Genomic DNA, 26,210 nt, shown 5'->3' on the forward strand with positions numbered 1-26,210 from the left:
GCCTATCCTCTCTTACGTCGATGGGCTGCGACATTGCGCGGCCCCGCACTCTCCTGCATAGTCATCACCACGCCAGCGAATTCCTTCATTACGCGGCGGTAGACGTCACGTTTGAAGGAGACAACCTGACGCACCGGATACCAGAAGCTGACCCAGCGCCAGCCGTCAAACTCTGGCGTGCTGCTGTGTTGCACATTGATATCCGCGTCACTACTCATCAACTGCAGAAGAAACCACTTTTGTTTCTGGCCGATACACACCGGCTTTGTGTCCCAACGCACCAAACGTTTTGGCAATTTGTAACGTAACCAGTTACGGGTTGAAGCAAGTATTCGAACATCTTTGCGGTGCAAACCCACTTCTTCAAACAGTTCGCGATACATCGCCTGTTCTGCGGTTTCACCGGGATTGATGCCTCCCTGGGGAAATTGCCAGGAGTGCTGTCCAAAGCGCCTGGCCCATAACACTTGTCCTTGCCTGTTACAGATTACGATACCAACATTCGGGCGGTAGCCATCATCATCGATCACTGGACTACCTCAAAGCTAAATTTGAATAGCTTGATTGTTTCACACTCCTTACAGGCGGTAAACCACTGGATATCTGGGGTGATGACGGAATAATTACAGGATAACTCACAGAGTTTAGCCAGGTTATGAACAGGGGAGTCGATTTCAGGGCGATTTTATTCACCTTTTCTGTGGATAGCTTTGTGCAGAACACGGGAATTAATTGAATAACCGCTTCGGAAAAGTCTTATCATAACAGGACCAGACAATAATAAAATCCAATGTTTTCTTATGGATAAAAGATAAAACCTGATATTTACAGGCGAAAAAAACCGGGGCGCATAACCGCCCGCTGGCGAACTGGTCAAAGATCGACCTTCGTCGTTTTTATCCACAGAGAATGTCCTAAACCTGGTCAGAAATGGGAAAAAAAGCCAACAAATCGCTAAAGTCAAGGCTGTAAATGGAAACAGGGGTTGGTTAAAGCCGGGGTTATCCCATCTTTCTGTGGATAACTGGGCTTAAGATCCTGTTTATTGTCGATAACAAACCGGGATAACCTGCCGCGCCCTTGCCAGCCGTGGAATGGCAGCAAATAAAAAAGCATGCTGAATCATGCTATTATCAGCAAAATAAATGGCTGCATTTTGTGGACAACCTGCGCAGGCCATTACTGCCTGGATTTTAATCAACATGAGTAAAACCATGAGTTCCCCTGCTTTACTGCCTGAGCCACCAAAAAATGAAGCGGAATTGCTGCAACGCGCCCGGCAGCTGGCGGGGCAAAGCTTTGCCGCTCTGGCTGCGCAGCTGGGCCTGCCGATGCCTGCCAATCTGAAGCGGGATAAAGGCTGGGTGGGGATGCTGCTGGAGATGCACCTCGGTGCCAGCGCGGGCAGTAAAGCGGAGCAGGATTTTGCTCATCTCGGTATCGAGCTGAAAACCATCCCGGTGGATGCGCTGGGGAAACCACTGGAGACCACCTTTGTCTGTGTCGCCCCGCTCACGGGCAACAGCGGCGTCACCTGGGAAACCAGCCATGTGCGCCATAAGCTGGCACGCGTATTGTGGATTCCGGTGGAAGGCGATCGTGCATTGCCGCTGGCGGAGCGTCACGTTGGATCGCCGCTGCTGTGGCATCCCAGTGCCGAAGAAGAGGAGCAACTACGCCATGACTGGGAGGAACTGATGGATATGATTGTGCTCGGCCAGGTGGAACGTATCACCGCCCGTCACGGTGCCTGGCTGCAACTTCGCCCGAAAGCCGCCAACAGCAAAGCGCTGACTGAAGCCATCGGCGAGCATGGCGAACCTATAATGACGCTACCTCGCGGCTTTTATCTCAAGAAGAGTTTCACCGGACCACTGCTGGCACGCCATTTTTTATTGTGAGCATGTAGATACACGAAATCATTCGAGGTGCAGCAAGGCGGCAAGTGACTGAGGTGAGCACACGCAGCTAACGCAGCTGCAACTTGAATGATGAAGTGTATAATCGCCGTTTACTTTTCGTTTAGGATTGAATGTACACATGTTTGACTGGATTGCTGATCCCAATGCCTGGCTGGCGCTGGGGACATTAACCATTCTGGAAGTGGTTCTGGGCATCGATAACATTATTTTCCTTTCTCTGGTGGTGGCGAAGCTCCCCAAACATCAACAAAATCGCGCACGCCGTCTCGGTTTGATGGGTGCCATGCTGATGCGCCTCGGGCTACTGGCCTCGATAGCCTGGGTGGTCCGACTGACCAATCCGCTGTTCTCGCTGATGGACCATGCCTTCTCGGCGCGTGATTTGATTCTGCTGTTTGGTGGCCTGTTTCTGCTATGGAAATCCAGTATGGAGATCCACGAAACCATTGAAGGTGGCGAAGAAGAGCATAAAACCAACGTACATTCGTTCTTTGGTGCCATCGTGCAGATCATGCTGCTGGATATTATTTTCAGCCTCGATTCAGTGATCACTGCCGTGGGTCTGTCGGACCATCTGATTATTATGATGATGGCGGTGGTGATTGCCGTACTGATGATGATGTTCGCGGCGCGGACCATCGGCGAGTTTGTTGACCGTCACCCGTCAGTGAAAATGCTGGCGCTGGCTTTTCTGATTCTGGTCGGCTTTACCCTGATTCTGGAGAGTTTTGGCGTCCATGTACCAAAAGGTTACATTTATTTTGCCATGTTCTTCTCGATGGCAGTGGAATGCCTGAATCTGATGCGCAGCAGGAAAGGCGCGGCCTGAGAAAGTCAAGGGCGAGTCCTGCTCGCCCGTTGCTTTTCGGAATGATGTGATTACCCCCAACGCCAAAACCATTTATTACTACACTTTTGCTGTTGAAGTTGTGTAAGGGAGTCGCGAATGAAAGGGTTGGTAAGTGCAATGGGGCTGGTGCTGGCGGCAGTAGTATTGAGTGGCTGCAGCAGTGATTACGTAATGGCGACCAAAGATGGCCGCATGATTATGACGGAAGGCAAACCCGCGATTGATAAAGACACGGGCCTGGTGCAGTACAAAGACGAACAGGGCCATGAAATGCAAATCAATGGTGATGAGGTCTCCACCATCATTGAGCGTTAAGTGCCAAATTTCATCGCCTGCGGTATTTTTCCAGCTGTGCAGGCGATTTCCCGAACTTTCCCCCCTTCCTTCCGCGCCGTTTCACGCGCTATAGTCCCACAGGACACAACATTCCATTCCATAATGAAAAAAGGAAGCCGGCAATGCACTATCACCGTATCCCCCATAGCACGCTGGAAGTGAGTCAGCTGGGGTTAGGAACCATGACGTTTGGTGAGCAGAACAGCGAAGCCGACGCTCATGCGCAACTGGATTATGCTATCAGCCAGGGGATCAACCTGATTGATACTGCTGAAATGTATCCGGTGCCGCCGCGCCCGGAAACCCAGGGTTTAACTGAACAATATATTGGCAGCTGGCTGAAGCAGCGTGGCAGCCGTGACAAGATTATCCTGGCAAGTAAAGTCGCTGGCCCGGTACGCGGCGCTGATGCGTCAATTCGTCCTAACCAGGCACTGGACCGTAAAAACATCCGTGAAGCGCTGGACGCCAGCCTGAAGCGCCTGAACACCGACTATCTCGACCTTTATCAGCTGCACTGGCCGCAACGTCAGACCAACTTCTTTGGCAAGCTGGGTTATCAGTACACCGAATCCACCGTGCCGGTCACGCTGCTGGAAACGCTGGAAGCGCTGACCGAGCAGGTCCGCGCGGGCAAGATTCGCTATATCGGCGTGTCGAACGAAACGGCCTGGGGCGTGATGCGCTATCTGCAACTGGCAGAGAAGCATGAGCTGCCGCGCATCGTGACGATTCAGAACCCGTATAGCCTGCTGAACCGCAGCTTTGAGGTAGGTCTGGCGGAGATCAGCCAGCATGAAGGCGTTGAACTGCTGGCCTACTCCAGCCTGGCGTTCGGCACCTTAAGCGGCAAGTATCTCAACGGGGCAAAACCGGCCGGGGCGCGTAATACCCTGTTCAGTCGTTTTACCCGCTACAGCAGCGAGCAGTCGCAGCAGGCAGTAGCCGCTTATGTGGAACTGGCGAAGAAGCACAATCTCGACCCGTCGCAGATGGCGCTGGCCTACGTGCGTCAACAGCCGTTTGTTGCCAGCACCCTGCTGGGTGCGACCACGCTGGAACAGCTGAAGACGGATGTGGAGAGTTTTAATCTGACGCTGAATGCGGATGTGCTGGAAGGCATTGAGGCGATTCATCGTCAATTTACTTACCCGGCACCTTAACCAGCTGCCAGCCAAAATGCGCGATAAATCGCGCCGCTACAATTCGTACCAGGCGCGGCTAACGCCGCGCTTTCCACCACAATACGATGATCGCCACGGCGAAAATCGCGCCAAACCCGATACCGGTCGCCACCGCCGGTGCCCCCAGCTTAATCGCCACGGTATACAGACCCAGCATCAGTAGCATCGCGGTGTTTTCACCGAGGTTCTGCACGGCAATCGCATTGCCCGCGCCGACGCTGGCCTTACCGCGTTCCTGCAATAACGCATTCAGCGGCACGACAAAGAACCCGCCCAGTGCGCCAATCAGCATCAAAATCAGATAAGCAGGCAGCAAACTGTGCTGCATTGAGAACACCACCACCATCACACCGATCAGCACCCCGGCAGGCATACAGCGGCGTACCGTTTGTAGCGTCACCAGTTTCGCTGCCGCTGCCGCGCCAATCACGATACCGATCGCCACCATGGCATTCAGCGTGGTCGGCGTTTTGTTATCGCTGATACCCAGCGCCACCGGCACCCACAGCACCAGCAGAAAACGCAACGTCACCCCGGCACCCCAGAACAGGCTGGTACCCAGCAGTGAGAAGCGGGTTTCGCCGTTGCGCCATAACAGCAGCGTGGCATCAATGAAACTGCGCAGCATCACGCCAAAATGCCAGCTCTGGCCGGGGCGTGCCGCCACGAGACGTGGGATAAACAGGTTTGCCACCACGGCCAGCCCGTAAGTGAGCGCACACACTGCCAGTGCCGCCAGCAGATGCCAGTCAGCAAGAATGCCACCCGCCACCGAGCCCAGCAGAATCGCGGCGATGGTCGATCCTTCCATCAATCCGTTAGCTTTCACTAACTTCTCACCACGGGTGATTTCACCGAGGATGCCATACTTCGCCGGGGAATAAGCCGCCGCCCCTACCCCCACCAGCGTGTAGCCGAGGAACGGGTTGAAGCCAAAGCAGATAATCAGCGCTCCCAGCAGCTTCAGGCTGTTGGCGAACATCATCACCCGGCCTTTGGCAAAGCTGTCCGCCATCTGTCCGACAAAGGGCGCGAGCAGAATGTAAGTGGCGACAAACAACATTTGCAGTATCGGCTGGCTCCAGTCGGGATAGAACTGATTTTTCAGCACCGCCAGCGTGGCGAACAGCAGCGCGTTATCGCCAAACGCCGAGAGAAACTGCGCCACAATCACTGCTGTCATGCTACGTGACATCAGGGGTGCATCCGGGTTTACCGCCTGGCTCATGCCTGCTCCTCTTCGGCCAGTTTTTTCAGGCTGACATAGTCAGGTTTACCGCTGCCCAGCATCGGCAATTGTTTCATTACGCGGATATCACGCGGTAACGCCAGCTCCGGTGCGCCGAGTTCACGCAGCGCCTGGTGCAAATTGTCGCGGTTTAGCTCGCTGTCGGTGGTGAACAGCACCAGCGCTTCACCGCGGCTGCCATCGGGACGCAGTGACGCCGCATGTTGTTTCTCCGGCGAGGCTTTCAGGGCGATCTGCTCGACGCTCTCCAGCGAGACCATCTCACCGGCGATTTTGGCGAAGCGTTTCGCCCGTCCCTGAATCTGGCAGAAACCGCCCTCATCAAAGCTGACGATATCGCCGGTGTCGTACCAGCCCGCTTCCAGTTCACCTTCGCCGTTATCGGCTACCGGCAGCTCCAGCACGCCTGGGTTCTCCACGCGCAGATAGCCGTTCATCACGTTGGGGCCGCGCAATTGCAGGCGACCGCCCTGCTCAATGCCTGGCACCGAAATCAGACGCGAATCCATCCCCGGCAGGATACGGCCCACGGTGTGCGATTTCGCCGCCATCGGTACGTTAATCGCCACCACCGGCGCACACTCGGTCACACCGTAGCCTTCAAGAATACGGATGCCATATTTTTCCATGTAGATCTGGCGCGTTCCTTCCTGCAATTTTTCCGCACCAGCCACCACATAACGCAGACGGGCAAAATCATAAGGGCTGGCGAACCGCGCATAGTTACCGAGGAAGGTTGAGGTACCAAACAGCACGCTACAGTTGCGGTCATACACCAGCTCGGGCACCACGCGGTAATGCAGCGGGCTGGGATAGAGGAACACCTCTGCCCCGGTCAGCAATGGCGTGAACAGGCCCACGGTCAGACCAAAGGCGTGAAACAGCGGCAGCGCCGACATAAAGCGGTCACGCGGGGTGAAATCCGCCACAGTACGAATCTGCTCGACGTTAGCCAGCAGGCTTTTGTGGGAATGCACCACCCCTTTAGGATTGCCTTCCGACCCCGAGGTAAACAGCACCATCGCGGCATCTTCCGGCTGCTGCACGACCTGTGCGCGACGCGGCATCAGCAGATGAGTCAGGATCCACAATTTGTCTTTGGTGGTGACGGTATCGCGCAGATCTTCAAGGTAAATCCACTTCACCTCACTCAGCCCCTCAGGCAGATGCCACAGGTTGCCTTTATCGAGGAACTGACGCGAGGTGAACACGGTTTTCACCTGTGACGCAGTCAGCGCCGCGCGCATACCGTTGACCCCGGCGGTGTAGTTGAGCATCGCCGGAACGCGTCCACGCAATGACGCTCCGAGAATCGCCGCCGCCGTTACCGTGGCATTGGGCAGCAGCAGGCCAACATACTCCCCCTGTTGGCTGTAGCGTTCGAGGATACGCCCAACACCGAGGGCTTTTTTCAGCAGACCGGTGTAGCTGTCGGTTTTGAAGTTGATGTCTTCGATACAGGGCTTAAACAGGCCGTAGCGGGTGCGCGCGTTAAGGAACGCAGTAAATAACGTTTCACGCGGACGCACCGCCATACGCGCTTCCATCATCACATGATGTAAGTGCTCGCCAGCCAGCAGACGACGGTCACGCGCGCGTGGCGCTTCTGGCATCGGGATCACGGTGGACGGTAACAAAGTCAGGGTGATGCGGGGAAACAGGCGACGCTTAAACACCCCGGCGAGACGACCAAAGGGGGTATATTCCGCGCCTTCGATACGCATTGGCACCACATTGGCACCCGATTTTGCCGCCACAAAACCGGCACCGCTGTAGATCTTCATCAGCGAACCGGTAACGGTGATACGGCCTTCCGGGAAAATCACCACCGGACGGCCTTCGTTAATCAGGCGGACCAGATGCTTTATCGACATCGGTTTGGTGGGGTCGAGCGGCACGAAGTCGATCAACGGCTTCAGGATACGCATAAACCATTGATCGCTGATCGAGGAATAGACAGCAAACACCGGTTTAATTGGCAGGAATAAGGCTACCAGCACGCCATCAAGAAATGACATGTGGTTGGGGGTGATCAGCACTTTAGATTTGTGCAGTGCGGCCAGATCACCGCGCAGCTCGACGCGCCATAACAGGCGGCAGAGGAAACGCAGGCAGGTGAATAACATGCCAGCTCCTTAGCAGTCGTGAAAAATGGTCCCTACGATGCAGGATTCGCGCATTTTCGACAAGTAGCAGGCGCGGCAATACGTAATAAATTACGGTTCCGCCCGCTGGCAGCGGTTTGGCCCTGAGAAGGTTCCACCCGCCAGCAGCGGTTGTGCTCTGAGAAGGTTCCGCCCGCCAGGCTTTAGGCAGTTTCAGCACCTATGTGCAGGCGGACGGGCAAAGGTGCGATGGCGCGCACCTTTGCAATCCGCGCCCTGCGGCGTCCTCGCGCAGCGCTTCGCGCTGTCCCCTCGCTTATCACTCAGGCCTGACGGACCGCGCGGATTCGCCCTCCGTGGCTCATGCCGCGCTCTCGCCGCATCCTTGCGGCTCGTCCTGGCCTTCCCTCTGCACTCGGCGCTGCGAATGCCGCCCGCCCCCCCGTCTGCAAGACCGCAGAAAAAACAAACAACAAACAACAAACAACAAACAACAAACAACAAAGGAAAAACCCCAGAAAGTCATCGATGGTGCAGCGGGGGTGTGAGCGCCATCCGGACTCGCTGAGCGCGGGAGCGATTCCAGGATGAGCCGCATGGATGCGGCGAAAGGCGGCGTTGAGCAGGAGCGAATCGACGCCGGTCCGTCGGAAGCGTGAGTAAGCGAAGGGACCGCGAAGCGGCGAGGGAGGCGGCGCAAGGCCCGGGAATGCAAAGGGGGCGGCCAGGCCCACTTTGCTCGGTCGCCGCACCGGCGAGCTGAAACTGCCGGTGCCCGAGGCGAACGAAACCTTCTCTGAAGCAAACGAAACCTGCTCTGGAGCAAACGAAACCTGCTCGGAAGCGAACAACGCTAGCGCTAAGGCGTCCCTTCCCCCTCCCATCCACCGCCCAGCGCAGCGATCAACTCCACGCTACTCACCCACTGCGTACTCTGCAACGACAGCAAACTCTGCTGCTCGCTCAGGCTGGTATTCTCCGTCGTGGCAACGTCGAGATAATCAATCATCCCCGCCTCATACTGATTACGCGTGACGCGCGCTGATTCCTGCGCTGCGGTGGTCGCCAGCTGCTGCGAAACAATTTCGCCCTTCAGCGTGTTCAGCTCCACCAGGTAATCCTCCACTTCCTGCATCCCTTCCAGCACCGACTGGCGATAGCTGGCCACGCTGGCATCGTAGGAAGCGCGCGCCTGTTCCACTTTCGCCGAGGTCGCGCCAAAGTCGAGCAAGGTGCCGCTCAGCTCCGGTCCCAGCGACCAGACACGATTGGGCAGCGAGAACAGGTTGCTGAAGGTGGAAGAACTGACACCGCCGCTGGCGCTTAAGGTCAGGTCCGGGTAGTAACCGGCAATCGCTACGCCCACCGCAGCGTTCGCTGCCGCCACGTTACGTTCGGCATAGGCGATATCCGGACGGCGCTGCAACAGCTGCGACGGCACGCTGTGCGGGATATCCGGCAAAGTGGCATCCAGCTTCGCCACCGGCAGGGAGAAATCGGCAGGCGCACGGCCCAGCAGCAGCGCGATGGCGTGCTCCAGCTGCGCGCGCTGCCACTGATAATCCTGCGCTGAGGCGCGAGCGCTTTCCAGCTGCATCTGCGCCTGCGCCAGGGTGGCGCGCGATTCGCTGCCCGCCTGATATTTGTTTTGAATCACCGTCAGATAGCGTTGATAAGCATCGACGCTGCGCTGATAGAGGGCGATTTTCTCGTCCATAATGCGCAGCTGGAAATAGTCCTGCGCCAGCTCAGACTGGGCGCTGAGGGTGATATTCGCCAGCTCGGCGGCACTGGCCTGCGCGCTGGCTTTGTTCTCTTCCAGCGTGCGACGCAGTTTGCCCCACAGATCCAGCTCCCAGCTGGCGCTCAGTTCGGCCTGATGGCTGTTGCTGACGCTACGCTGGCCGGTGGTGCTGGCGCGGCTACCACTGCGCGTACTGGTGGCATCGTAGCTCACCGACGGGAACAGTTCAGCGCGTGACTGCGACGCCAGCGCCTGGGCTTCACGGTACTGGGCGGCATAGTTCGCCACGTTCTGGTTAGAAATGCTGACCTGACGCAACAGGCCATCGAGGGTGGCATCGTGGTACACCGCCCACCATTCGCCTTTGCTCTGATCATCCTGCGGCGTGGCTTCGGTCCAGCCTTGCGCCTCTTTAAAATGGGTCGGCATTGCCATCGTCGGACGCTGATAATCAGGACCAACGGTACAGCCTGCCAGCAGCAGCGCCATAAAGATCGGGGTAATTCGTAACGACATTTTCATGGATCAGGATTCCGCATGACGCAACCGCCGCCACTGACGTTGGGTGGCGCGGCTCAGACTATCGAGCCAGAGATAAACAACCGGCGTGGTAAACAAAGTAAGCAACTGGCTGAGCGCCAGGCCACCGGCAATTGCCAGACCAAGCGGGCTGCGCAGGTCAGCATCACCGCCGCTGCCCAGCGCCAGCGGCAGTGCGCCGAAGAAGGCCGCCAGCGTGGTCATCATGATCGGACGGAAGCGCATCAGGCAGGCCTGAGTAATCGCCTGACGCGGCGTCATGCCCTGACGGCGCTCAGCGTCGATGGCAAAGTCGATCATCATAATGGCGTTCTTTTTCACGATACCAATCAACAGGATAATGCCGATCAGCGCGATCACCGTCAGCTGCGTATTAGTCAGCAGCAACAGCAGCAAGGCACCCACGCCCGCCGACGGCAGCGTGGAAAGAATGGTGATCGGATGGATATAGCTTTCGTACAGCACGCCGAGCACGATATACACCGCCGCCAGCGCCGCCAGAATCAGCCACGGCATGGTGGCGGTCAGCTGAGAAAACGCGGCGGCGGTGCCGGCAAAACCGGCCTGAACATTGGAAGGCAGCCCGATCTTCGCCATCGCCTGCTTGATAAGCTGCTGCGCCTGTTCCAGCGAGACGCCGTCATTCAGGTTAAAGGCGATGGTGCTGGTAGCGGACTGCCCCTGATGCGCCACCGAAAGCGGTGCATTGCCACCGACAAAGGTGGCAAAGGCCGAGAGCGGCACGCGGTCGCCACTGTCGTTCACCACAAACAGTTCTTTCAGGATATTCGGGTCACGGGTGTAGCTGTCCTGCAACGACATCACCACATGGTACTGATTAAGCGTGTGGTACAGCGTGGCGATCTGCCGCTGGCTGAAGGAGTTGTTCAGCATGGTATCGATCATCTGCACGTTAACCCCGAGCATCTTCGCCCGATCGCGATCGATATTGATCACCACTTCCTGGCCACCGGTTTGCGAGTCGGAATCGACGCTGTTCAGCTGCGGGATCGCCGCCAGCGCCGCCTGCACTTTCGGCGTCCAGGTGCGCAGCACATCCAGATCGTCGGCCTGCAAACTGTATTGATAAGTGGCGTTGGCGCTGCGGCCACCAATATGCAGATCCTGCGCCGCCATCAGGAACATCTGTCCCCCGGCGATATGGCTGGTCTTCATACTCAGGCGGTTAGCCACTTCGGTGGCGGTCGCGGTTCGCTTGTCAAAATCCTTCAGCCGCACAAAGAAGTTGGCGCTGTTACGCGACCCAAACATGCCGCTGCCCATCGACGACATCACGCTTTCGACTGCCGGGTCCGACTCGATGATTTTGGTGAACTGCAACATCTTCGGCTTCATCGCCTGGAACGAGATGTTCTGATCGGCGCGCAACGCTCCCATCAGCAGCCCGGTGTCCTGATTGGGGAAGAAGCCTTTCTGCACCACCGAATATAAAAACAGGTTGAGCACCACGGTGAGCAGCAAACTGAACATGGTGATTTTCTGGTGCGCCAGCACCCAGGCCAGACCACGCGAGTAGGCAGCCAGCAGCGCATTCAGCTGGTTTTCAATAAACTGGTACAGCGGATGCGGGCGTTTGCTGACCTTCGGCTTGGGTTTCAGCAAGCGCGCGCACAACATCGGCGTCAGGCTGAGCGAGACAAACATCGAAATCAGCAGCGAGATGGAAAGCGTCACGGCAAATTCGCGGAACAGACGCCCGACGATGCTGCCCATCAGCAGGATCGGGATAAAGACCGCAATCAATGACATGGTCATCGACAGCACGGTAAAGCTCACTTCCTGCGCCCCACGCAGCGCGGCGCGCAGCGGACTTAACCCTTCTTCGATATGGCGGGTGATGTTTTCCAGCACCACAATCGCATCATCGACCACAAAACCGGTGGAGATGATCAACGCCATCAGCGACAGGTTATCGAGGCTATAACCCAGCAGATACATCACCGCACAGGTGCCAATCAACGACACCGGCAGCGCCAGCGCCGGGATCACCACCGCCTGCACATTGCGCAGGAAGACAAACACCACCGCAATCACCAGCATCACGGCGATCAGCAGCGTCTCTTCGGTGTCATACAACGACTGACGCACCGTCGGGGAACGGTCCACCACCAGTTTCAGTTGGGTATCGGCGGGCAGATCTTTTTCCAGGTTCGGCAGCTGCGCTTTGATGGCATCGATGGTATCCAGCATGTTAGCCCCGGCCTGACGGGTGATCCCGATCATCACCGACGGCGTAGCATTGAGGAAACCGGCCTGGTATTTATCTTCGACGGAGTCATAAACGGTGGCGATATCATGCAAGCGCACCGCTTTGCCGTCACTATAGCTGACGATCAGATTGCGGTACTGCGCCGCTTTATCCAGCTGTCCGTTGCTGTCCACCAGCCACGACTGGCTGCTGCCCTGTAAAATCCCTTTCGGCAGGTTGGTGGTACTGTCGGCAATGGCGCTGCGCACCGTATCCAGTGAAATACCGTATTGCGTTAGCTTCTGCGGTTGCAGGTCGATGCGCACCGCAGGCAGCGCACTGCCCATCAGCGACACTTCACCCACGCCCTGCACCTGGCTCATCGCCTGTTCAATTTTACTTTCCGCCAGATCGTAGAGCTCACCCGGTGTGCGGGTGGCGGAGACCAGCGCCAGCATCACAATCGGCGCATCGGACGGGTTGGCTTTACGGTAGGTCGGCAGCGATTCCATCGAGCTTGGCAGCAAACTGCGCGCCGCGTTAATCGCCGCCTGCACATCACGCGCCGCGCCGTTGATGTCGCGATCCAGTTCAAACTGCAAAATGATGGTGCTGGAACCCTGCGAACTGCTCGATGTCATCTCGGTGATGCCCGCGATCTGCCCGAGCGAACGTTCCAGCGGTGTCGCCACCGTGGCCGCCATGGTTTCCGGGCTAGCCCCGGCAAGGCTGGCGCTGACCATAATGGTGGGGAAATCCACCTGCGGCAGCGGAGCCACCGGCAGCAGCCGGTAGCCCAACAGGCCAAGCAGCATGATCGACAGCGTCAGCAGCAGAGTCGTCACCGGGCGGAAGATAAACAGCCGCGTCAGATTCATTGCTCGCCTCGCGCCTGCTGCTGTTTACGCTGCACAAAACGCTTACCACGTTGTGCCCAGCCATCAAACCACAGGTAAATCACCGGGGTGGAGAACAGCGTCAACACCTGGCTGACGATCAACCCACCGACGATCACCAGGCCAAGCGGCTGGCGCAACTCAGCGCCAGAACCGGAGGCCAGCATCAGCGGCAATGCCCCCAGCAGTGCCGCCATGGTGGTCATCATAATCGGGCGGAAACGCAGCAGACACGCCTGATGAATCGCATCGCGTGGGCTCATCCCCTGCTTGTTTTCCGCTTCCAGCGCGAAGTCGATCATCATAATGGCGTTCTTCTTCACGATGCCGATCAACAGGATCACCCCGATCAGCGCAATCAGGCTGAACTCGCTACCGGCCAGCAGCAGCGTCAGCAGCGCACCCACCGCCGCCGACGGCAGCGTGGAGAGAATGGTGACCGGATGAATAAAGCTTTCATACAGAATGCCCAGCACCACATACATGGTGATCAGCGCCGCGAGAATGAGCCACAGCGTGTTGCCAGTCGCTGACTGGAACGCCGAGGTTTCCCCCTGATAACGCAGGGTGATACTCGATGGCAGATTCAGCTGCTGGGTCACCTCGGTAATCGCCTGCTGCGCATCTTCCAGTGAATAACCGCTGCTGAGGTTAAACGACACCATCACCGCCGGGAACTGGTTGAGGCGCATATGCATCAGGGAACCGGTGCGCTCATGAATGGTGGCGATCGAGGTCAGTTTCACCATGCCAGTGGTGCTGCTGGTGCTGGATGAGGTCGTACTGCTGGAGCTGTCCGATGAGCTGGAACTGGAGCTGGCGCTACTGCTGCTGGACGAGCTGCTGCTGGTGGTGGAGCTGCTGCTGTCACTGCTGCTGGTCGACGGTTGCAGATAGACATCATCGAACGATGCCGGAGACTGCTGATAAGTCGGAGCCACTTCCAGCACCACGCGATACTGGTTCGCCTGGGTAAAGATGGTAGACACCAGACGCTGACCAAAGCTGTTGTACAACGCGGTATCAACATCCGAGGCGGTAATGCCGTAGCGTGCCGCTTTATCGCGGTTCAGTTCCACATAAGCCACGCGGCCCTGATCCTGTAAGTTGCTCACCACGCCGTTAAATTCCGGGCGTTTCTGCAAGGCGGCAATCAGCTGCGGCGTCCATTTCACCAGGTTTTCACTGTCGGCGTCGTCCAGGGTGAACTGATACTGGTTTGGTGTGACCTGGTCGTTAACCGTTAAATCCTGCGCCGGTTGCAAATAAAGCTGGATACCCGTCACCTGGGTCGCCGCCTGTTGCAGCTGTTTAATCACCACATCGGCTTTGTCATCACGCTCACCAAACGGCTTGAGGTTGATCTGCATACTGCCGCTGTTGAGGCTGGTATTGGTGCCGTCGATGCCGATGGTGGAGGACAGGCTCTCCACCGAGGGGTTTTGCAGAATCACTTTTGCCAGTGCCTGCTGCCGTTGCGACATTTCACTAAAGGACACATCCTGCGAGGCAATGGTGACGCCCTGAATCAGGCCGGTATCCTGGGTCGGGAAGAAGCCTTTTGGAATCACCAGATACAGCACCGCCGTCAGCGCGAAGGTCGCCAGCGCCACCAGCAACGTCAGCTTTTGGTGATTCAGCACGATAGTCAGCATGCGGTCATAGCCGCGCACCAGCTTGTCAAAAAATTCACCGCCCTTGCGTGAGAAGCGGGACTGTTTTTCCGGCGGGATATGCTGCAACAAGTAAGCGCACAGCATCGGGGTCAGCGTCAGCGACACCAGCATCGAGACAAGGATCGACACCGCCAGGGTGATGGCAAATTCACGGAACAAACGCCCGACCACATCGCCCATAAACAGCAGCGGGATCAGCACCGCAATCAGCGAGAAGGTCAGCGAGATAATGGTGAAGCCAATCTGCTGAGAACCTTTCAGCGCCGCCTGCATCGGCGTTTCGCCCTCTTCCAGCCGTCGCGAAATATTCTCCACCACCACGATCGCATCGTCGATCACGAAGCCGGTGGCGATGGTCAGCGCCATCAGCGACAGGTTGTTCAGGCTGAAGTCCGCCAGGTACATCACGCCGAAGGTACCAATCAGCGACAGCGGCACTGCGACGCTGGGGATCAATGTCGCCGCGATATTGCGCAGGAACAGGAAGGTGACCATCACCACCAGCGCCACCGACAGCATCAGCTCGAACTGCACGTCACTGATCGAAGCGCGAATGGTTTGCGTACGGTCGGAGAGGATGGTCATCTTCACGCCATCCGGTAACGCCGCCTGCAAGGTGGGCAGTTTGGCTTTGATGGCATCCACCACCTGAATCACGTTTGCCCCTGGCTGGCGCTGTACGCTAATCACAATCGCCGGGCTGTTATTGGCCCATGCCGACTGGAAGCTGTTTTCCGGCCCCTGCTCAATATGAGCAATATCTTTCAGGCGCAGTGCGGCACCGTTCTGATAGGTGATAATCAGGTTGCCGTACTCTTCCGCAGTGCGCAGCTGGTCGTTAGCGTCGATGGTGACCGAATGGTATTTGCCATCGAAGCCACCTTTTGAGCCGTTCACGTTGCTGTTGCCAATCAGGGTGTTGACGTCTTCCAGCGTCAGGTTATGCGCCGCCAGCGCTTTCGGGTCCATCTGGACACGGATCGCCGGTTGATGTCCGCCCGCCAGCGTCACCATACCGACGCCGGAAATCTGCGACAGCTTCAGCGCCACGCGGGTGTTGACCAGATCCTGCACCTGGGTCAGCGGCAGCGTCTCCGAACTGGCCGCCAGGGTGATCACCGCGGTATCTGCCGGGTTGACCTTTTTATACGTCGGCGGATTAGGCAGATCGCTCGGCAGCAGGTTGTTCGCGGCGTTGATCGCCGCCTGCACTTCCTGCTCTGCCACATCCAGCGACAAATCAAGGCTGAACTTCAGGGTAATGATCGAGGAACCGCCGGAACTGGTGGAGGTCATCTGGCTTAAGCCCGCCATCTGCCCCAGTTGGCGCTCCAGCGGCGAAGTGATCGATGAAGCCATCACGTCCGGGCTGGCACCCGGATACAGCGTGGTGACCTGAATGGTCGGATAGTCCACCTGCGGCAGCGCCGAGGTGGAGAGAAATTTATAAGCGAAGATCCCGGCGATCAGCACGCCCACCATCAACAGGATGGTGGCGACCGGACGCTGGATAAACAGGCGTGACGGATTCATTTGGCCTCGGTGGTCGCAGTCGGTTTGCTCTCATCGGCCAGCGTCACTTTACTGCCGTTGGTCAGACGATCGATGCCTTCCGTCACCAGACGTTCGCCCGGCTCTACCCCTTTCAGGATCGCCTGGAAATCTTCACCAAAGGTCGGACCGGTGGTGACCGCTTTACGCGTCACGGTGTTGTCTTTATTGATGACAAACACAAAGCTGCCATCGCTGCTCAGTTGCAACGCCTGGGCCGGGATCACCGTGGCATTTTTCAGGATTTCGGTTTGCAGGCGCAGGTTGACGAACTGGTTAGCAAACAGCGACTCGTCCTGGTTGGCGAAACTGGCTTTCAGCTCGATGGTGCCGGTGCTGGTGTCGATTTGGTTGCTGATATATCTCACTTCACCCTGCGCCAGCACCGTGGTGTTGTCCTGATCAAACGCCGTTGCTGGCAGGCTTTGATCGTTGTGCAGCGCTTTGGTCAGCTGCGGAATGTTGCTTTGCGGCACGCTGAAGGTCACCGCTGCCGGTTGCATCTGCGTGACCACCACAATCCCGGTGGTGTCTGAGGTCTGGATCATATTGCCCGGATCCACCAGACGCAGGCCGACACGACCGCTGACCGGTGAGGTGATGCGCGCGTATTCAATATCCAGTTTTGCACTGGCAATCTGCGCTTCATCCGCCGCCACCGCACCACGATACTGGCCCACGGTCGCCATCTGGGTATCGAGGTCCTGGCGCGCCAGTGAATCCTGCGCGTAGAGTTTTTTGTAACGTGCCAGCGTCAGTTCGGCACTTTTCAGCAGCGCCTGGTTCTGATTGAGATCGCCCTGATACTGCGCCAGCGTCGCCTGGTAGCTGCGCGGATCGATCTGCGCCAGCAGCTGACCCGCCTGCACTTTCTGTCCTTCGGTGAAGTACACCTTATCCAGCTGACCCGCCACCCGACTGGTCACCGTCACGCTGGCATTGGGTACGACCGTCCCCAGCGCATTCAGATACACCGGCACATCGGCAGTGGTGGCAACGCCACTGTGCACCAGCGTCGCGCCCCCCATCATCATCGCCATACCCGGTGGACCACCAGCGGGACGGTGACCACCGCGCCCACCCTGTGCCCCACCCGGCGCGCCGCCAGGCGGCATCGCCCCGCGTCCACCGACTACGCGCCAGATCACGCCAGCCACAATTAACAGCACAACTAACAGGAGCAGCCATTTCAGCCAGCGAGAGAAAGCAGAGCGGGAAGCGTTGGTCTTCATTGAGTTCTTCAGGTCATCTGATAAATGGAAAATCCCCTGGAAAACAGGGGATTATTTCAAAGGTAAATCATTACTGGGCGTATTATCGGCTGAAAAACATATTTTATTCCATGCTCAAACCGTAAGGGTTTCGTTAAGATCCTCAGGATTTCCAGCCACCGCCAAGCGCCTTGTACAAGGTGATTTTCTGGCTTAACTGGCCCAGATGCGCGCTAATCAGCGTTTGTTGTGCGCTGTAAAGAGAACGTTGAGCCACTAACACATTGAGATAATTATCAACGCCCTGCTTATAACGCAATTCAGAATAGTCGTAGTCACGCTGATTCGCACCTACCTCTTTTTGCAGGGCCGTCATTTGATCCTGCCAGGTGTCCTGACCGGCCAGCGCATCGTTCACCTCTTTAAACGCGGTCTGGATCGCTTTCTCATAGTTGGCGATCTCAATGCGTTTTTCGATATGGGCGATGTTCAGGTTGGCCTCGTTTTTACCGCCGTCAAAAATCGGCAGGTTGATCGAGGGGACAAACGACCAGGCACCGGTGCCGCCGCCCAGCAAACTGCCGAGCGAGCTACTGGTGGAGCCACCGGATGCCGTCAACGTAATGCTCGGGAAGAAGGCCGCGCGTGCCGCGCCAATATTGGCATTGGCGGCTTTCAGCGTATGTTCGGCGGCCATCACATCCGGACGGCGCGTCAGCAAATCGGACGGCAATCCGGCTGGCGTGGCCGGGAACTGCCAGTTGGCATCCAGCGTCGCCTGGGACAGCAGCGACACCGGCAAATCGGTGCCCACCAGCAGACGCAGCGCATCCACATCCTGACGTACCTGACGGGTGTAGCTGGCAACATCCGCCTCGGCGGCGCGCACCGTACTCTCTGCTTCGGCCAGATCCTGGTCGCTGCTGACGCCACCGTCATAGCTCATTTTGGTCAGCCGGTACGAATCCTGCTGGCTCTGGGCGGTGTGCTGCGCCAGATGCAGCAGATCGTTATCCGAACACAGGGTCAGCCAGGCAGTGGCCACTTCCGAAATCAGCGAAATGCGGGTGGCGCGCTCGGTTGCTGCGGTCGAGAGATACGTTTCCTGCGCCTGATCGCGCAGACTGCGTAGCCGACCAAAGAAATCCAGCTCCCATGAGGTGACGCCCAGACCGGCGTTCAACTCATGGTAAGTCACCGGACCGCTGGTTTGGGTGTTGTACAGATTGCCCGGCTCATGGGCTGAGGTCTGGCTGGCGGTGGCGTCAATCGACGGCATCAGCGCCGCGCGCTGCACCGTGACATCGTTACGCGCCTCTTCGACATTCAGGGCCGCGACGCGCAGGTCGCGGTTGTTAGCAAGAGAAAGCTGGATCAGGTTACGCATCGTGGCATCGGTGAAAAAATTCTGCCACGGCAGATCCGCCACATTGCCGACCGCCGTGGGCTGGTCGTAACGGGCATCCACCGGCATTGAGGGCCGCTGATAATGCGGCTCCATGGTACAACCGGTTAAGCCGAGGGCGGCAGCCAGCGGCAGCAGCGCCCAGTTAAAGGTTTTAGTTATCATGCTGCACCCCCTCTGCGGATGCTTTTTTCTTACGCGAGAAGAACTGCGACACCACCACGTAGAACATCGGCACAAAGAAGATGGCGAGGAAGGTAGCGGTAATCATCCCGCCAGCCACCGCCGTACCGATGGAGTGCTGGCTACCCGCGCCCGCACCGTTAGAGATGGTGAGCGGCAGCACGCCGAGGATAAAGGCCATAGACGTCATGATGATCGGACGGATACGCAGTCTGGCTGCCTCCACTGCCGCTTCCACCAGGCTCTTACCTTCCCGCTCGTGCAGTTCCTTAGCAAATTCAACAATCAGGATGGCGTTCTTCGCCGCTAGCCCGACGGTGGTTAATAGCCCTACCTGGAAGAACACATCGTTCTGCAAGCCGCGCAACAACACCGCCGAAATGGTACCCAGCACGCCAAGTGGCACCACCAGAATCACCGAGAACGGAATCGACCAGCTTTCGTACAGCGCCGCCAGGCACAGGAATACCACCAGAATCGAGATGGCATACAGCTGCGTGGTCTGGTTACCGGATGCCTGCTCCTCATAAGAGATGCCGTACCACTGCACGCGGAAACCGCTCGGCAGCTGCTTCGCCAGCTCCTCAACCGCTTTCATCGCTTCACCGGTACTTTTACCCGGTGCCGGGGAGCCGAGGATCTCTTCCGCCGTCAGGCCGTTAAAGCGTTCGAAGTGCGGCGAGCCATACACCCATTTACCGGAGGCGAAGGCGGAGAACGGAACCATGGTGCCGCTGGTGTTGCGGAAGTACCATTTATTGAGGTCAGACGGCGTCACGCGGGAATCCGCTTTCCCCATCAGGTACACCTCTTTGACACGGCCGTTGTACATAAACTGGTCGATATAGCTGGAACCCCAGGCCACCGACAGGGTGTTGTTGATGTCGGTCATGCTCAGGCCGAGCGCGCTGGCTTTCTCGTCATTAATCTCCAGTTGATACTGCGGCTCATCTTCCAGGCCATTCATGCGTACCTGAGCCAGACGCGGGTCTTTGTTCGCCAGGGCAATCAGCTGATGCGTGGCATCCATCATCTGCTGATGGGTGTGCGCGCCGGTATCCTGCAAATAGAGGTCAAAGCCGGTGGCATTACCCAGCTCCATCACCGCAGGCGGCACCATGGCAAAGATTTTGGCGTTTTTGTAATTGGCAAAATGCGCCATTACCCGGTTAGCCAAATCCTGTACGCTCTGGCCGCTATGGGTTCGTTCCCCCCAGTCTTTCAGACGCACAAACGCCATGGCGTTACTCTGGCCGCGACCGGCAAAGTTAAAGCCCGCCACGCCAAAGGTGGTGGTGACCACTGAGGCTTCATTCTTTTGCAGGTAATCATTCAGGTCGTTGATCACCTGCTGGGTACGCTGCGACGAGGCGTTTACCGGCAGAGTCATCTGCACCATCATCAGGCCCTGGTCTTCATTGGGCAGGAAGGTGGTGGGTACGCGGGTAAACAGGAAGCCCGTCACCCCGACAATCACCAGATACACCACCATAAACAGCCCACGCCGCGAGATGACTTTGCTCACGCCACGGGTGTAGTGCATCGCACCGCTATCAAACTTGCGGTTAAACCAACCGGCAAACCCGGTGGTTTTGTGCTCGGCCGAACTGGCTTTCAATAAGGTGGCGCACAGCGCCGGGGTGAAGATCAACGCCATAATCACCGACAGCGCCATTGCCGACACAATGGTGATCGAGAACTGACGATAGATAACCCCGGTTGATCCGGCGAAGAACGCCATCGGCAGCAGCACCGCCGACAGCACCAGCGCGATACCGAACAACGCCCCCTGGATTTGCTGCATCGATTTGATGGTGGAGGTTTTCGGATCGAGCCGTTCTTCGTGCATCACGCGCTCGACGTTTTCCACCACCACGATGGCATCATCCACCAATAGCCCTATCGCCAGCACCATCCCGAACATCGTCAGGGTGTTGATGCTGTAGCCGAAGGCCGCAAGGATACCGAAAGTACCCAGCAGAACCACCGGCACCACCAGCGTGGTGATCATGGTCGCGCGCAGGTTTTGCAGGAAGATCAGCATCACGAAGAACACCAGCACCACGGCTTCGATCAGCGTTTTCACCACTTCTTCAATTGACGCGCTCACCACTGGCGAGGTGTCGTAGGGATAGGTGACTTCCACGTTATCCGGCAGCGATTCTTTCAAATCGGCAATCGTCTGACGGACCGCTTTCGCGGTGTTCAGCTCGTTGGCACCGGTTGCCAGACGCAGCGCGATACCCGCCGCCGGTTTGCCGTTGAGCGTGGCGTCAATGCCGTAGCTTTGTGGCCCCAGTGCTACCGACGCCACATCTTTCAGGCGCACCTGCGAACCATCGCTGTTCACTTTCAGCAGCACGTTCTCAAACTGTTTCACCGTGGTGAAACGGGTTTTGCCGAGTACCGTTGCCTGGGTTTTCGCGCCCTGAATGGTCGGCAGACCGCCCAGTGAACCGGAAGACACCTGCACGTTCTGATTATCAATCGCGGTGCTGACATCGCTCGGCATCAGGTTGTATTTGTACAATTTGGCGGGATCGAGCCAGATACGCATCGCGTATTCGGAACCCAGCACCATAAAGTCACCGACGCCTGGGGTACGGGAAATCGGGTCTTCCAGTTTGGAGACCAGCATATCCGCGAGGTCACCGTTGGTCAGCTTGCCGTCTTTCGAAATCAGGCCAACCACCATCATGAAGTTTTTCTGGTACTTACGGATGCGGATACCCTGCTGGGTCACATCGGTCGGTAACTGCGACTCCGCCAGAGAAACGCGGTCCTGCACCTGTACCTGGGCAATATCCGGGTTAATCCCCTGGTTGAAGGTGGCGATGATCTGCGCACTACCGTCGGAGGCACTGCTGGATTCGAGGTAACGCAGACCGTCCAGGCCGTTAAGTTGCTGTTCAATTACCTGCACCACGGTGTTTTGCGTGGTTTCGGCACTGGCACCGGGATAGGTAACGGAAATCGACACCGCCGGAGGTGAGATATCGGGGTATTGGTTTACCGGCAGTTTGAGCGTTGCAATCGCCCCCACCAGCATCACAATGATCGCGATCACCCACGCAAATATCGGGCGTTCAATAAAAAACTTAGACATTACGCCCCCTTATTGTGCCGCAGCATCAGTCATGGAGAGGCTGACGGCATTGGCGGATGGCGTGTCATTGGTATTGGCCGCTGTGGTGGTCACTTTGACGCCGCTGCGTACACTTTGCAGATTGTTCACCACCACGTTCTCGCCCTCTTTCAGGCCGCCAGTCACCAGCCATTCCCCTTTGATCATCTCGCCGGTGCTGATGCTGCGCTGCTCAATGGTGTTATCGCTTTTCACCACGTAGACGTAAGGCTGGCCTTTGGTGTCATGCATGATGGATTCCTGCGGCACCAGGATGCCCTGCTGCTGAACGCCCTGCGGGAAGCTGGCGTGGACATACATGCCCGGCAGCAACTCGTCTTTCGGGTTCGGGAACACCGCGCGCAGCACCACGGTGCCGGTGGCGGTATCCACATTCACTTCCGAGAAGGCCAGCTTGCCCTGCGCGCCATACTGGCTGCCATCTTCCAGCGTGAGACCCACGGCGGCGGTGTTATCGTCGATCTTCGCGATCTTGCCGTCAGCCAGCGCGCGGCGCAGGTGCAGCAAATCGGTTGACGACTGATTCACATCGACATAGATGGGATCAAGCTGGGTAATGGTGGCGAGATAGTCGGTTTGCCCGTCAGTGACCAGCGCACCGGCGGTGTAAATCGAACGGCTGATATGACCGGAGATCGGTGCTTTCACCAGGGTGTAGTCGAGATTCACTTTGGCGGTTTCCACATCGGCTTTCGCTTCGCGCTCAGCCGCCACCGCATCATCGTAGGTTTGCTGGCTGATGGCGTGGGCGGCCGCCAGTGGCTGATAGCGTTTCGCCAGCATGGCATCGTTTTGCCAGGTCGCCATGGCTTTGTCATAAGCCGCTTTATACGTGGCCGGGTCGATTTGATACAACGGCTGACCCTCTTTCACTTCTCCCCCTTCGGTGAAAAGTATTTTTTGGATCACACCGCTGACCTGCGGACGCACCTGAGCGGTTCTTACCGCCGTGGTGCGGCCAGGCAGTTGTGTCACCAGCGTGACAGGCTCGGTTTTCAGGGTGACAACGCCGACTTGCGGCGTCGCAGACGCGGCGGGTGTCGCTCCGCCCTGATCACAGGCTGCCAGTAAAAACACGACGCTGGCAGAAAGAAGTTTCAGGCGCATAGTTTTTCTCAACAAGATGGGTAAAAGTAATGAGAATGATTACTCTCAAGGAAAGTCATTGTAGGCAGGGTGCAACTACACAGCTGTTAAGGTTGCGTAAAACATATTTTCGAAACGAAAATGGTAAACCTTTCGTGCGATAAATCGCTGTGTTTTTTAGCTTTTTGCGGGTTTTCATCCCGCTGAAGTTGGCTTAGCGCGATAAATCGCGTCGCTACGGTAACGGCGTTGGTTAGCGCCACTGCTAAACTTTGCACCCCACATGTAGCGACGCGATGTATCGCGCCTTGCTCAGCCGGTTATCCCTTCGGCTCAATCCCGCGACGGCGCAGCTCACGCCGTGCCAGATCTTTCAGCCAGCAGGAAAGCGTCACGTTGTCATCATCGGTCAGCGCACGAAGCTGATCATGCAATTCCGGATGGATACGCAGCTGGAATGCCGCCGAGCGGCCCTCACCTTTCGGCGTTCGGTCTTTGAGTTTTGGCATAGGGTTTCGACTCAACGGATGGCAAAAAATACGCCCCTTACCTGCGCTACCAACACAGTAAGGGGCTGGCGGACCTTGATGGAATGCGACATCGCAGTGCGTTGTGGCATACGTTACACGACGAGATATTTTTTTGTTGGCGGGGGAACGTTAAGGGATAGATAAGAGGTGTGAGCGATTTAGCATTGCCTGGACACCATGATTTGGCTCTGACTCACAGGCAAAAAAAAACCCACGCATCTGCGTGGGTCGGTGCAACAGAACAGGGTGAGCAGCATATGCTGCCGTTCTTCGCACCCATCAATACCTCTGGGACTTTCATCCTCGCATCAACGGTGTGCTGACGACAGCGGGAAAACGCAACGGAATTCGGGGAAATGCAACGAGGTGTGAAAACTTCACCACCTCGTTTACATCATGATTTCGTTAAGATTTATCGGGTGCTGGTTTGCTGTAGATGGCGTCGGGCGCGATGTTCATATGTTTCAGTACCGGTCCCATAATGTTGCCGAAGACCGGAGCCGCCACCGAACCACCAAAGTGGTCACCGGCGGTCGGATGGTTGATCATCACCACCAGCGCCACTTCCGGATGGCTGGCAGGCGCGATGCCTGCGGTGTAGTTGACGTAACCGCCATCATACTTGCCGCTGGTGCCCATCTTCTCTGCGGTACCGGTTTTGGTTGCCAGCCGGTAGCCCGGCACGGCGGCTTTCACCCCGGTTCCCCCTGGCAATACGTCGCTCTCCAGCATATGCACCACGGTTTGCACGATTTGCGGATCGGCCACCTGTTTACCCATTACCGGCGGCGTCACCTTGGTGATCGACAGCGGACGATAGATGCCATACGACCCCAGCGTGGCGTATTCACGCGCGATTTGCAGCGGCGTGACGCGCAGGCCGTAACCGAAAGCAAAGGTGGCGCGTTCGATATCCGCCCAGCGCTCACGATGCAGCGGGAAGTAACCGACGCTCTCGCCGGTCAGCCCTAACCCGGTGGGTTTGCCGAGACCAAAGGCCTGATAGGTATTCACCAGCGCCTCAGCAGGCATCGCCAGCGCAATATGGGAGACCCCGATGTCGCTCGACTTCTGCAAAATGCCGGTCATGGTCAGGCGCGGCCAGTGGCCGACGTCACGGATCAGGTGGCCGTTAACCGAGTAAGGCGTGGTATCGATCACTGAATCCGGTCGCACCAGATGGCGCTCCAGCCCTTCCATCACCACCAGTGGTTTCACCGTGGAGCCGGGTTCGTAGCTGTCGTTTATCGCCGTGTTGCGCATTTGCGCGGGCGTCGCACCATCGTAGTTGTTCGGGTTGAACGACGGGTAAGACGCCATCGCCAGAATTTCGCCGGTATCGATTTTCACCAGTACCGCCGCGCCGGAGTCGGCTTTGTTCAGCAGCACGCCGTCACGCAGTTTGCTGTATAGCGTGTACTGGTCAAATTTGTCGATGCTGAGCTGCACGGTGGGTGGCTGCTGCGGCGGCTGGTAATCAATCATCGAGATGATGTTGCCATTTTTGTCCTGGCGATAAACCTCTTTACCCTCTTCGCCCTGCAACAAGCGGTCAAAACCTTTTTCCAGGCCATTCAGCCCGTTGTTATCCGCACCGACGATACCAATCAGTGGCGCAGCAGCTTCACTCATCGGATAGAAACGGCTGTCGTCATACACCGAGCTGATGCCTTTCAGGCGCAGCGCCGCGATATCTTTGGCGATGCTTAACTCAATTTTACGCCCGAGGTACAGGAAGCGTTTTTTCGGGTTAGCGACAATCTGCTGCGCCAGCTGATCCGGCCGCATATTCAGCGCGTTAGCCAGATAGGCCCACTTGGCGCTGGTAAAATCGGGGTTACTTTCCAGTACCCGCATCGGGTCGGCAATGATATCGCGGGACGGGACGCTGAGCGCCAGCGCTTCGCCGTCACGGTCCAGCAGAGTACCGCGGTTAGTTGGCAACGTGACGGTACGCAGCGAACGCTGATCCGCTTCGTGTTCCAGCATCGGATGATTTATCAGCTGCAAATCAGCGACGCGTGCCAGTAGCAGACCCATACAACCGAGCACACCTAAACAAATCAGGCGAAAACGAAACGGATTGAATGGGGCCTGGATCTGGTCTTTTCCCAGAAGTTTTTTTATTCGGGCCATGGTATTACCACTGCAATTAAAAAGTAAAACGGGGCTATCGCAGCAGTTATAAAGAAAGGCGAGGCGGGATAACAGGAAAACTGTGTTTCAGTTCGTTAGCGTGGGACGCAGACAAAAAAAACCTGCGCATCTGCGCAGGTCGGTGTAATCAAGAAAACTTTTTGATGTTCACCCATCAATACCTCTGGGACCCTGACTGTAGCAAGGCGCAGAGACGGGATTCCATCTCTCAAACGCAACAGTTACCCGCAA

17 protein-coding genes are annotated in these 26,210 nt (G+C 57.2%); 4 read left to right on the plus strand and 13 right to left on the minus strand.

The genetic code is table 11. The features are described from left to right. Positions 1-2 precede the first annotated feature (2 nt). Positions 3-530 carry an RNA pyrophosphohydrolase gene (rppH, locus tag HA50_RS15765; RefSeq protein ID WP_084876513.1) on the minus strand — a complete coding sequence of 176 codons (528 nt, stop codon included), beginning with the start codon at positions 528-530 and terminating at the stop codon, positions 3-5. 512 nt (positions 531-1,042) lie between these two features. Continuing rightward, entirely contained in the window at positions 1,043-1,216 is a 174-nt protein-coding gene (locus tag HA50_RS31405) for a hypothetical protein (RefSeq protein ID WP_158087409.1), read from the minus strand. Between HA50_RS31405 and mutH the strand changes: the two genes are divergently transcribed. From mutH to HA50_RS15790, 4 genes are all read left to right on the plus strand, one after another. After that, positions 1,215-1,901: a DNA mismatch repair endonuclease MutH gene (gene mutH / locus HA50_RS15775; RefSeq protein ID WP_084878564.1), complete on the plus strand. Its 687-nt coding sequence runs from the start codon at positions 1,215-1,217 to the stop codon at positions 1,899-1,901. The two genes, HA50_RS31405 and mutH, sit on opposite strands and share 2 nt — an antisense overlap. A 139-nt stretch (positions 1,902-2,040) precedes the next feature. Then, positions 2,041-2,751 (plus strand): TerC family protein, encoded by a 711-nt coding sequence (locus HA50_RS15780; protein WP_084876515.1) that lies wholly within the window; start codon positions 2,041-2,043, stop codon positions 2,749-2,751. Positions 2,752-2,868: 117 nt separating this feature from the next. Then, entirely contained in the window at positions 2,869-3,087 is a 219-nt protein-coding gene (locus tag HA50_RS15785) for a YgdI/YgdR family lipoprotein (RefSeq protein ID WP_084876516.1), read from the plus strand. 143 nt (positions 3,088-3,230) lie between these two features. Further along, positions 3,231-4,271, plus strand: coding sequence for an NADP(H)-dependent aldo-keto reductase (locus tag HA50_RS15790; protein WP_084876517.1), 1,041 nt, complete (start codon positions 3,231-3,233; stop codon positions 4,269-4,271). Between the two features lie 58 nt (positions 4,272-4,329). On the opposite strand, the gene lplT is transcribed toward HA50_RS15790, so the two are convergent. From lplT to HA50_RS15845, 11 genes are all read right to left on the minus strand, one after another. Next, the gene (gene lplT / locus HA50_RS15795; protein WP_084876518.1) at positions 4,330-5,520 is read right to left on the minus strand and encodes a lysophospholipid transporter LplT; all 1,191 of its coding nucleotides are present in this window, start codon (positions 5,518-5,520) and stop codon (positions 4,330-4,332) included. Continuing rightward, positions 5,517-7,667, minus strand: a complete 2,151-nt coding sequence (aas, locus tag HA50_RS15800) for a bifunctional acyl-ACP--phospholipid O-acyltransferase/long-chain-fatty-acid--ACP ligase (RefSeq protein WP_084876519.1) — start codon at positions 7,665-7,667, stop codon at positions 5,517-5,519. Before aas ends, lplT begins: the two co-directional genes overlap by 4 nt. Positions 7,668-8,505: 838 nt before the next feature. Further along, a complete protein-coding gene (locus tag HA50_RS15805; RefSeq protein WP_139810938.1) occupies positions 8,506-9,912 on the minus strand; it encodes an efflux transporter outer membrane subunit in 1,407 nt (468 codons plus the stop codon). A gap of 3 nt (positions 9,913-9,915) precedes the next feature. Further along, positions 9,916-13,017: an efflux RND transporter permease subunit gene (locus HA50_RS15810; protein ID WP_084876520.1), complete on the minus strand. Its 3,102-nt coding sequence runs from the start codon at positions 13,015-13,017 to the stop codon at positions 9,916-9,918. After that, positions 13,014-16,244, minus strand: coding sequence for an efflux RND transporter permease subunit (locus tag HA50_RS15815; protein ID WP_084876521.1), 3,231 nt, complete (start codon positions 16,242-16,244; stop codon positions 13,014-13,016). Before HA50_RS15815 ends, HA50_RS15810 begins: the two co-directional genes overlap by 4 nt. After that, positions 16,241-17,494 carry an MdtA/MuxA family multidrug efflux RND transporter periplasmic adaptor subunit gene (locus HA50_RS15820; protein WP_084876522.1) on the minus strand — a complete coding sequence of 418 codons (1,254 nt, stop codon included), beginning with the start codon at positions 17,492-17,494 and terminating at the stop codon, positions 16,241-16,243. The genes HA50_RS15815 and HA50_RS15820 overlap by 4 nt, the downstream gene beginning before the upstream one ends. A 142-nt stretch (positions 17,495-17,636) precedes the next feature. Then, complete coding sequence (locus HA50_RS15825) at positions 17,637-19,043, minus strand: efflux transporter outer membrane subunit (RefSeq protein WP_084876523.1); 1,407 nt, start codon at positions 19,041-19,043, stop codon at positions 17,637-17,639. Next, positions 19,033-22,167: an efflux RND transporter permease subunit gene (locus HA50_RS15830; RefSeq protein WP_084876524.1), complete on the minus strand. Its 3,135-nt coding sequence runs from the start codon at positions 22,165-22,167 to the stop codon at positions 19,033-19,035. The genes HA50_RS15825 and HA50_RS15830 overlap by 11 nt, the downstream gene beginning before the upstream one ends. A gap of 9 nt (positions 22,168-22,176) precedes the next feature. Continuing rightward, a complete protein-coding gene (locus tag HA50_RS15835) occupies positions 22,177-23,313 on the minus strand; it encodes an efflux RND transporter periplasmic adaptor subunit (protein WP_084876525.1) in 1,137 nt (378 codons plus the stop codon). A 299-nt stretch (positions 23,314-23,612) separates the two neighbouring features. Continuing rightward, complete coding sequence (locus tag HA50_RS15840; protein ID WP_084876526.1) at positions 23,613-23,801, minus strand: YlcI/YnfO family protein; 189 nt, start codon at positions 23,799-23,801, stop codon at positions 23,613-23,615. Positions 23,802-24,227: 426 nt separating this feature from the next. Next, entirely contained in the window at positions 24,228-25,958 is a 1,731-nt protein-coding gene (locus tag HA50_RS15845) for a penicillin-binding transpeptidase domain-containing protein (protein WP_084876527.1), read from the minus strand. Between the last annotated feature and the right edge of the window lie 252 nt (positions 25,959-26,210).

This window comes from Pantoea cypripedii, assembly GCF_002095535.1.
Classification (GTDB): Bacteria; Pseudomonadota; Gammaproteobacteria; order Enterobacterales; family Enterobacteriaceae; genus Pantoea; species Pantoea cypripedii.

Coding starts and splice junctions, on each gene's coding strand:
- lplT (WP_084876518.1), bottom strand. CDS start 5,520: ATGAGCCAGGCGGTAAACCCGGATGCACCCCTGATGTCACGTAGCATG.
- HA50_RS15840 (WP_084876526.1), bottom strand. CDS start 23,801: ATGCCAAAACTCAAAGACCGAACGCCGAAAGGTGAGGGCCGCTCGGCG.
- HA50_RS15810 (WP_084876520.1), bottom strand. CDS start 13,017: ATGAATCTGACGCGGCTGTTTATCTTCCGCCCGGTGACGACTCTGCTG.
- HA50_RS15845 (WP_084876527.1), bottom strand. CDS start 25,958: ATGGCCCGAATAAAAAAACTTCTGGGAAAAGACCAGATCCAGGCCCCA.
- HA50_RS15790 (WP_084876517.1), top strand. CDS start 3,231: ATGCACTATCACCGTATCCCCCATAGCACGCTGGAAGTGAGTCAGCTG.
- HA50_RS15820 (WP_084876522.1), bottom strand. CDS start 17,494: ATGAAGACCAACGCTTCCCGCTCTGCTTTCTCTCGCTGGCTGAAATGG.
- HA50_RS15835 (WP_084876525.1), bottom strand. CDS start 23,313: ATGCGCCTGAAACTTCTTTCTGCCAGCGTCGTGTTTTTACTGGCAGCC.
- HA50_RS15815 (WP_084876521.1), bottom strand. CDS start 16,244: ATGAATCCGTCACGCCTGTTTATCCAGCGTCCGGTCGCCACCATCCTG.
- mutH (WP_084878564.1), top strand. CDS start 1,215: ATGAGTTCCCCTGCTTTACTGCCTGAGCCACCAAAAAATGAAGCGGAA.
- HA50_RS15780 (WP_084876515.1), top strand. CDS start 2,041: ATGTTTGACTGGATTGCTGATCCCAATGCCTGGCTGGCGCTGGGGACA.
- HA50_RS15785 (WP_084876516.1), top strand. CDS start 2,869: ATGAAAGGGTTGGTAAGTGCAATGGGGCTGGTGCTGGCGGCAGTAGTA.
- HA50_RS31405 (WP_158087409.1), bottom strand. CDS start 1,216: ATGGTTTTACTCATGTTGATTAAAATCCAGGCAGTAATGGCCTGCGCA.
- HA50_RS15825 (WP_084876523.1), bottom strand. CDS start 19,043: ATGATAACTAAAACCTTTAACTGGGCGCTGCTGCCGCTGGCTGCCGCC.
- aas (WP_084876519.1), bottom strand. CDS start 7,667: ATGTTATTCACCTGCCTGCGTTTCCTCTGCCGCCTGTTATGGCGCGTC.
- HA50_RS15830 (WP_084876524.1), bottom strand. CDS start 22,167: ATGTCTAAGTTTTTTATTGAACGCCCGATATTTGCGTGGGTGATCGCG.
- HA50_RS15805 (WP_139810938.1), bottom strand. CDS start 9,912: ATGAAAATGTCGTTACGAATTACCCCGATCTTTATGGCGCTGCTGCTG.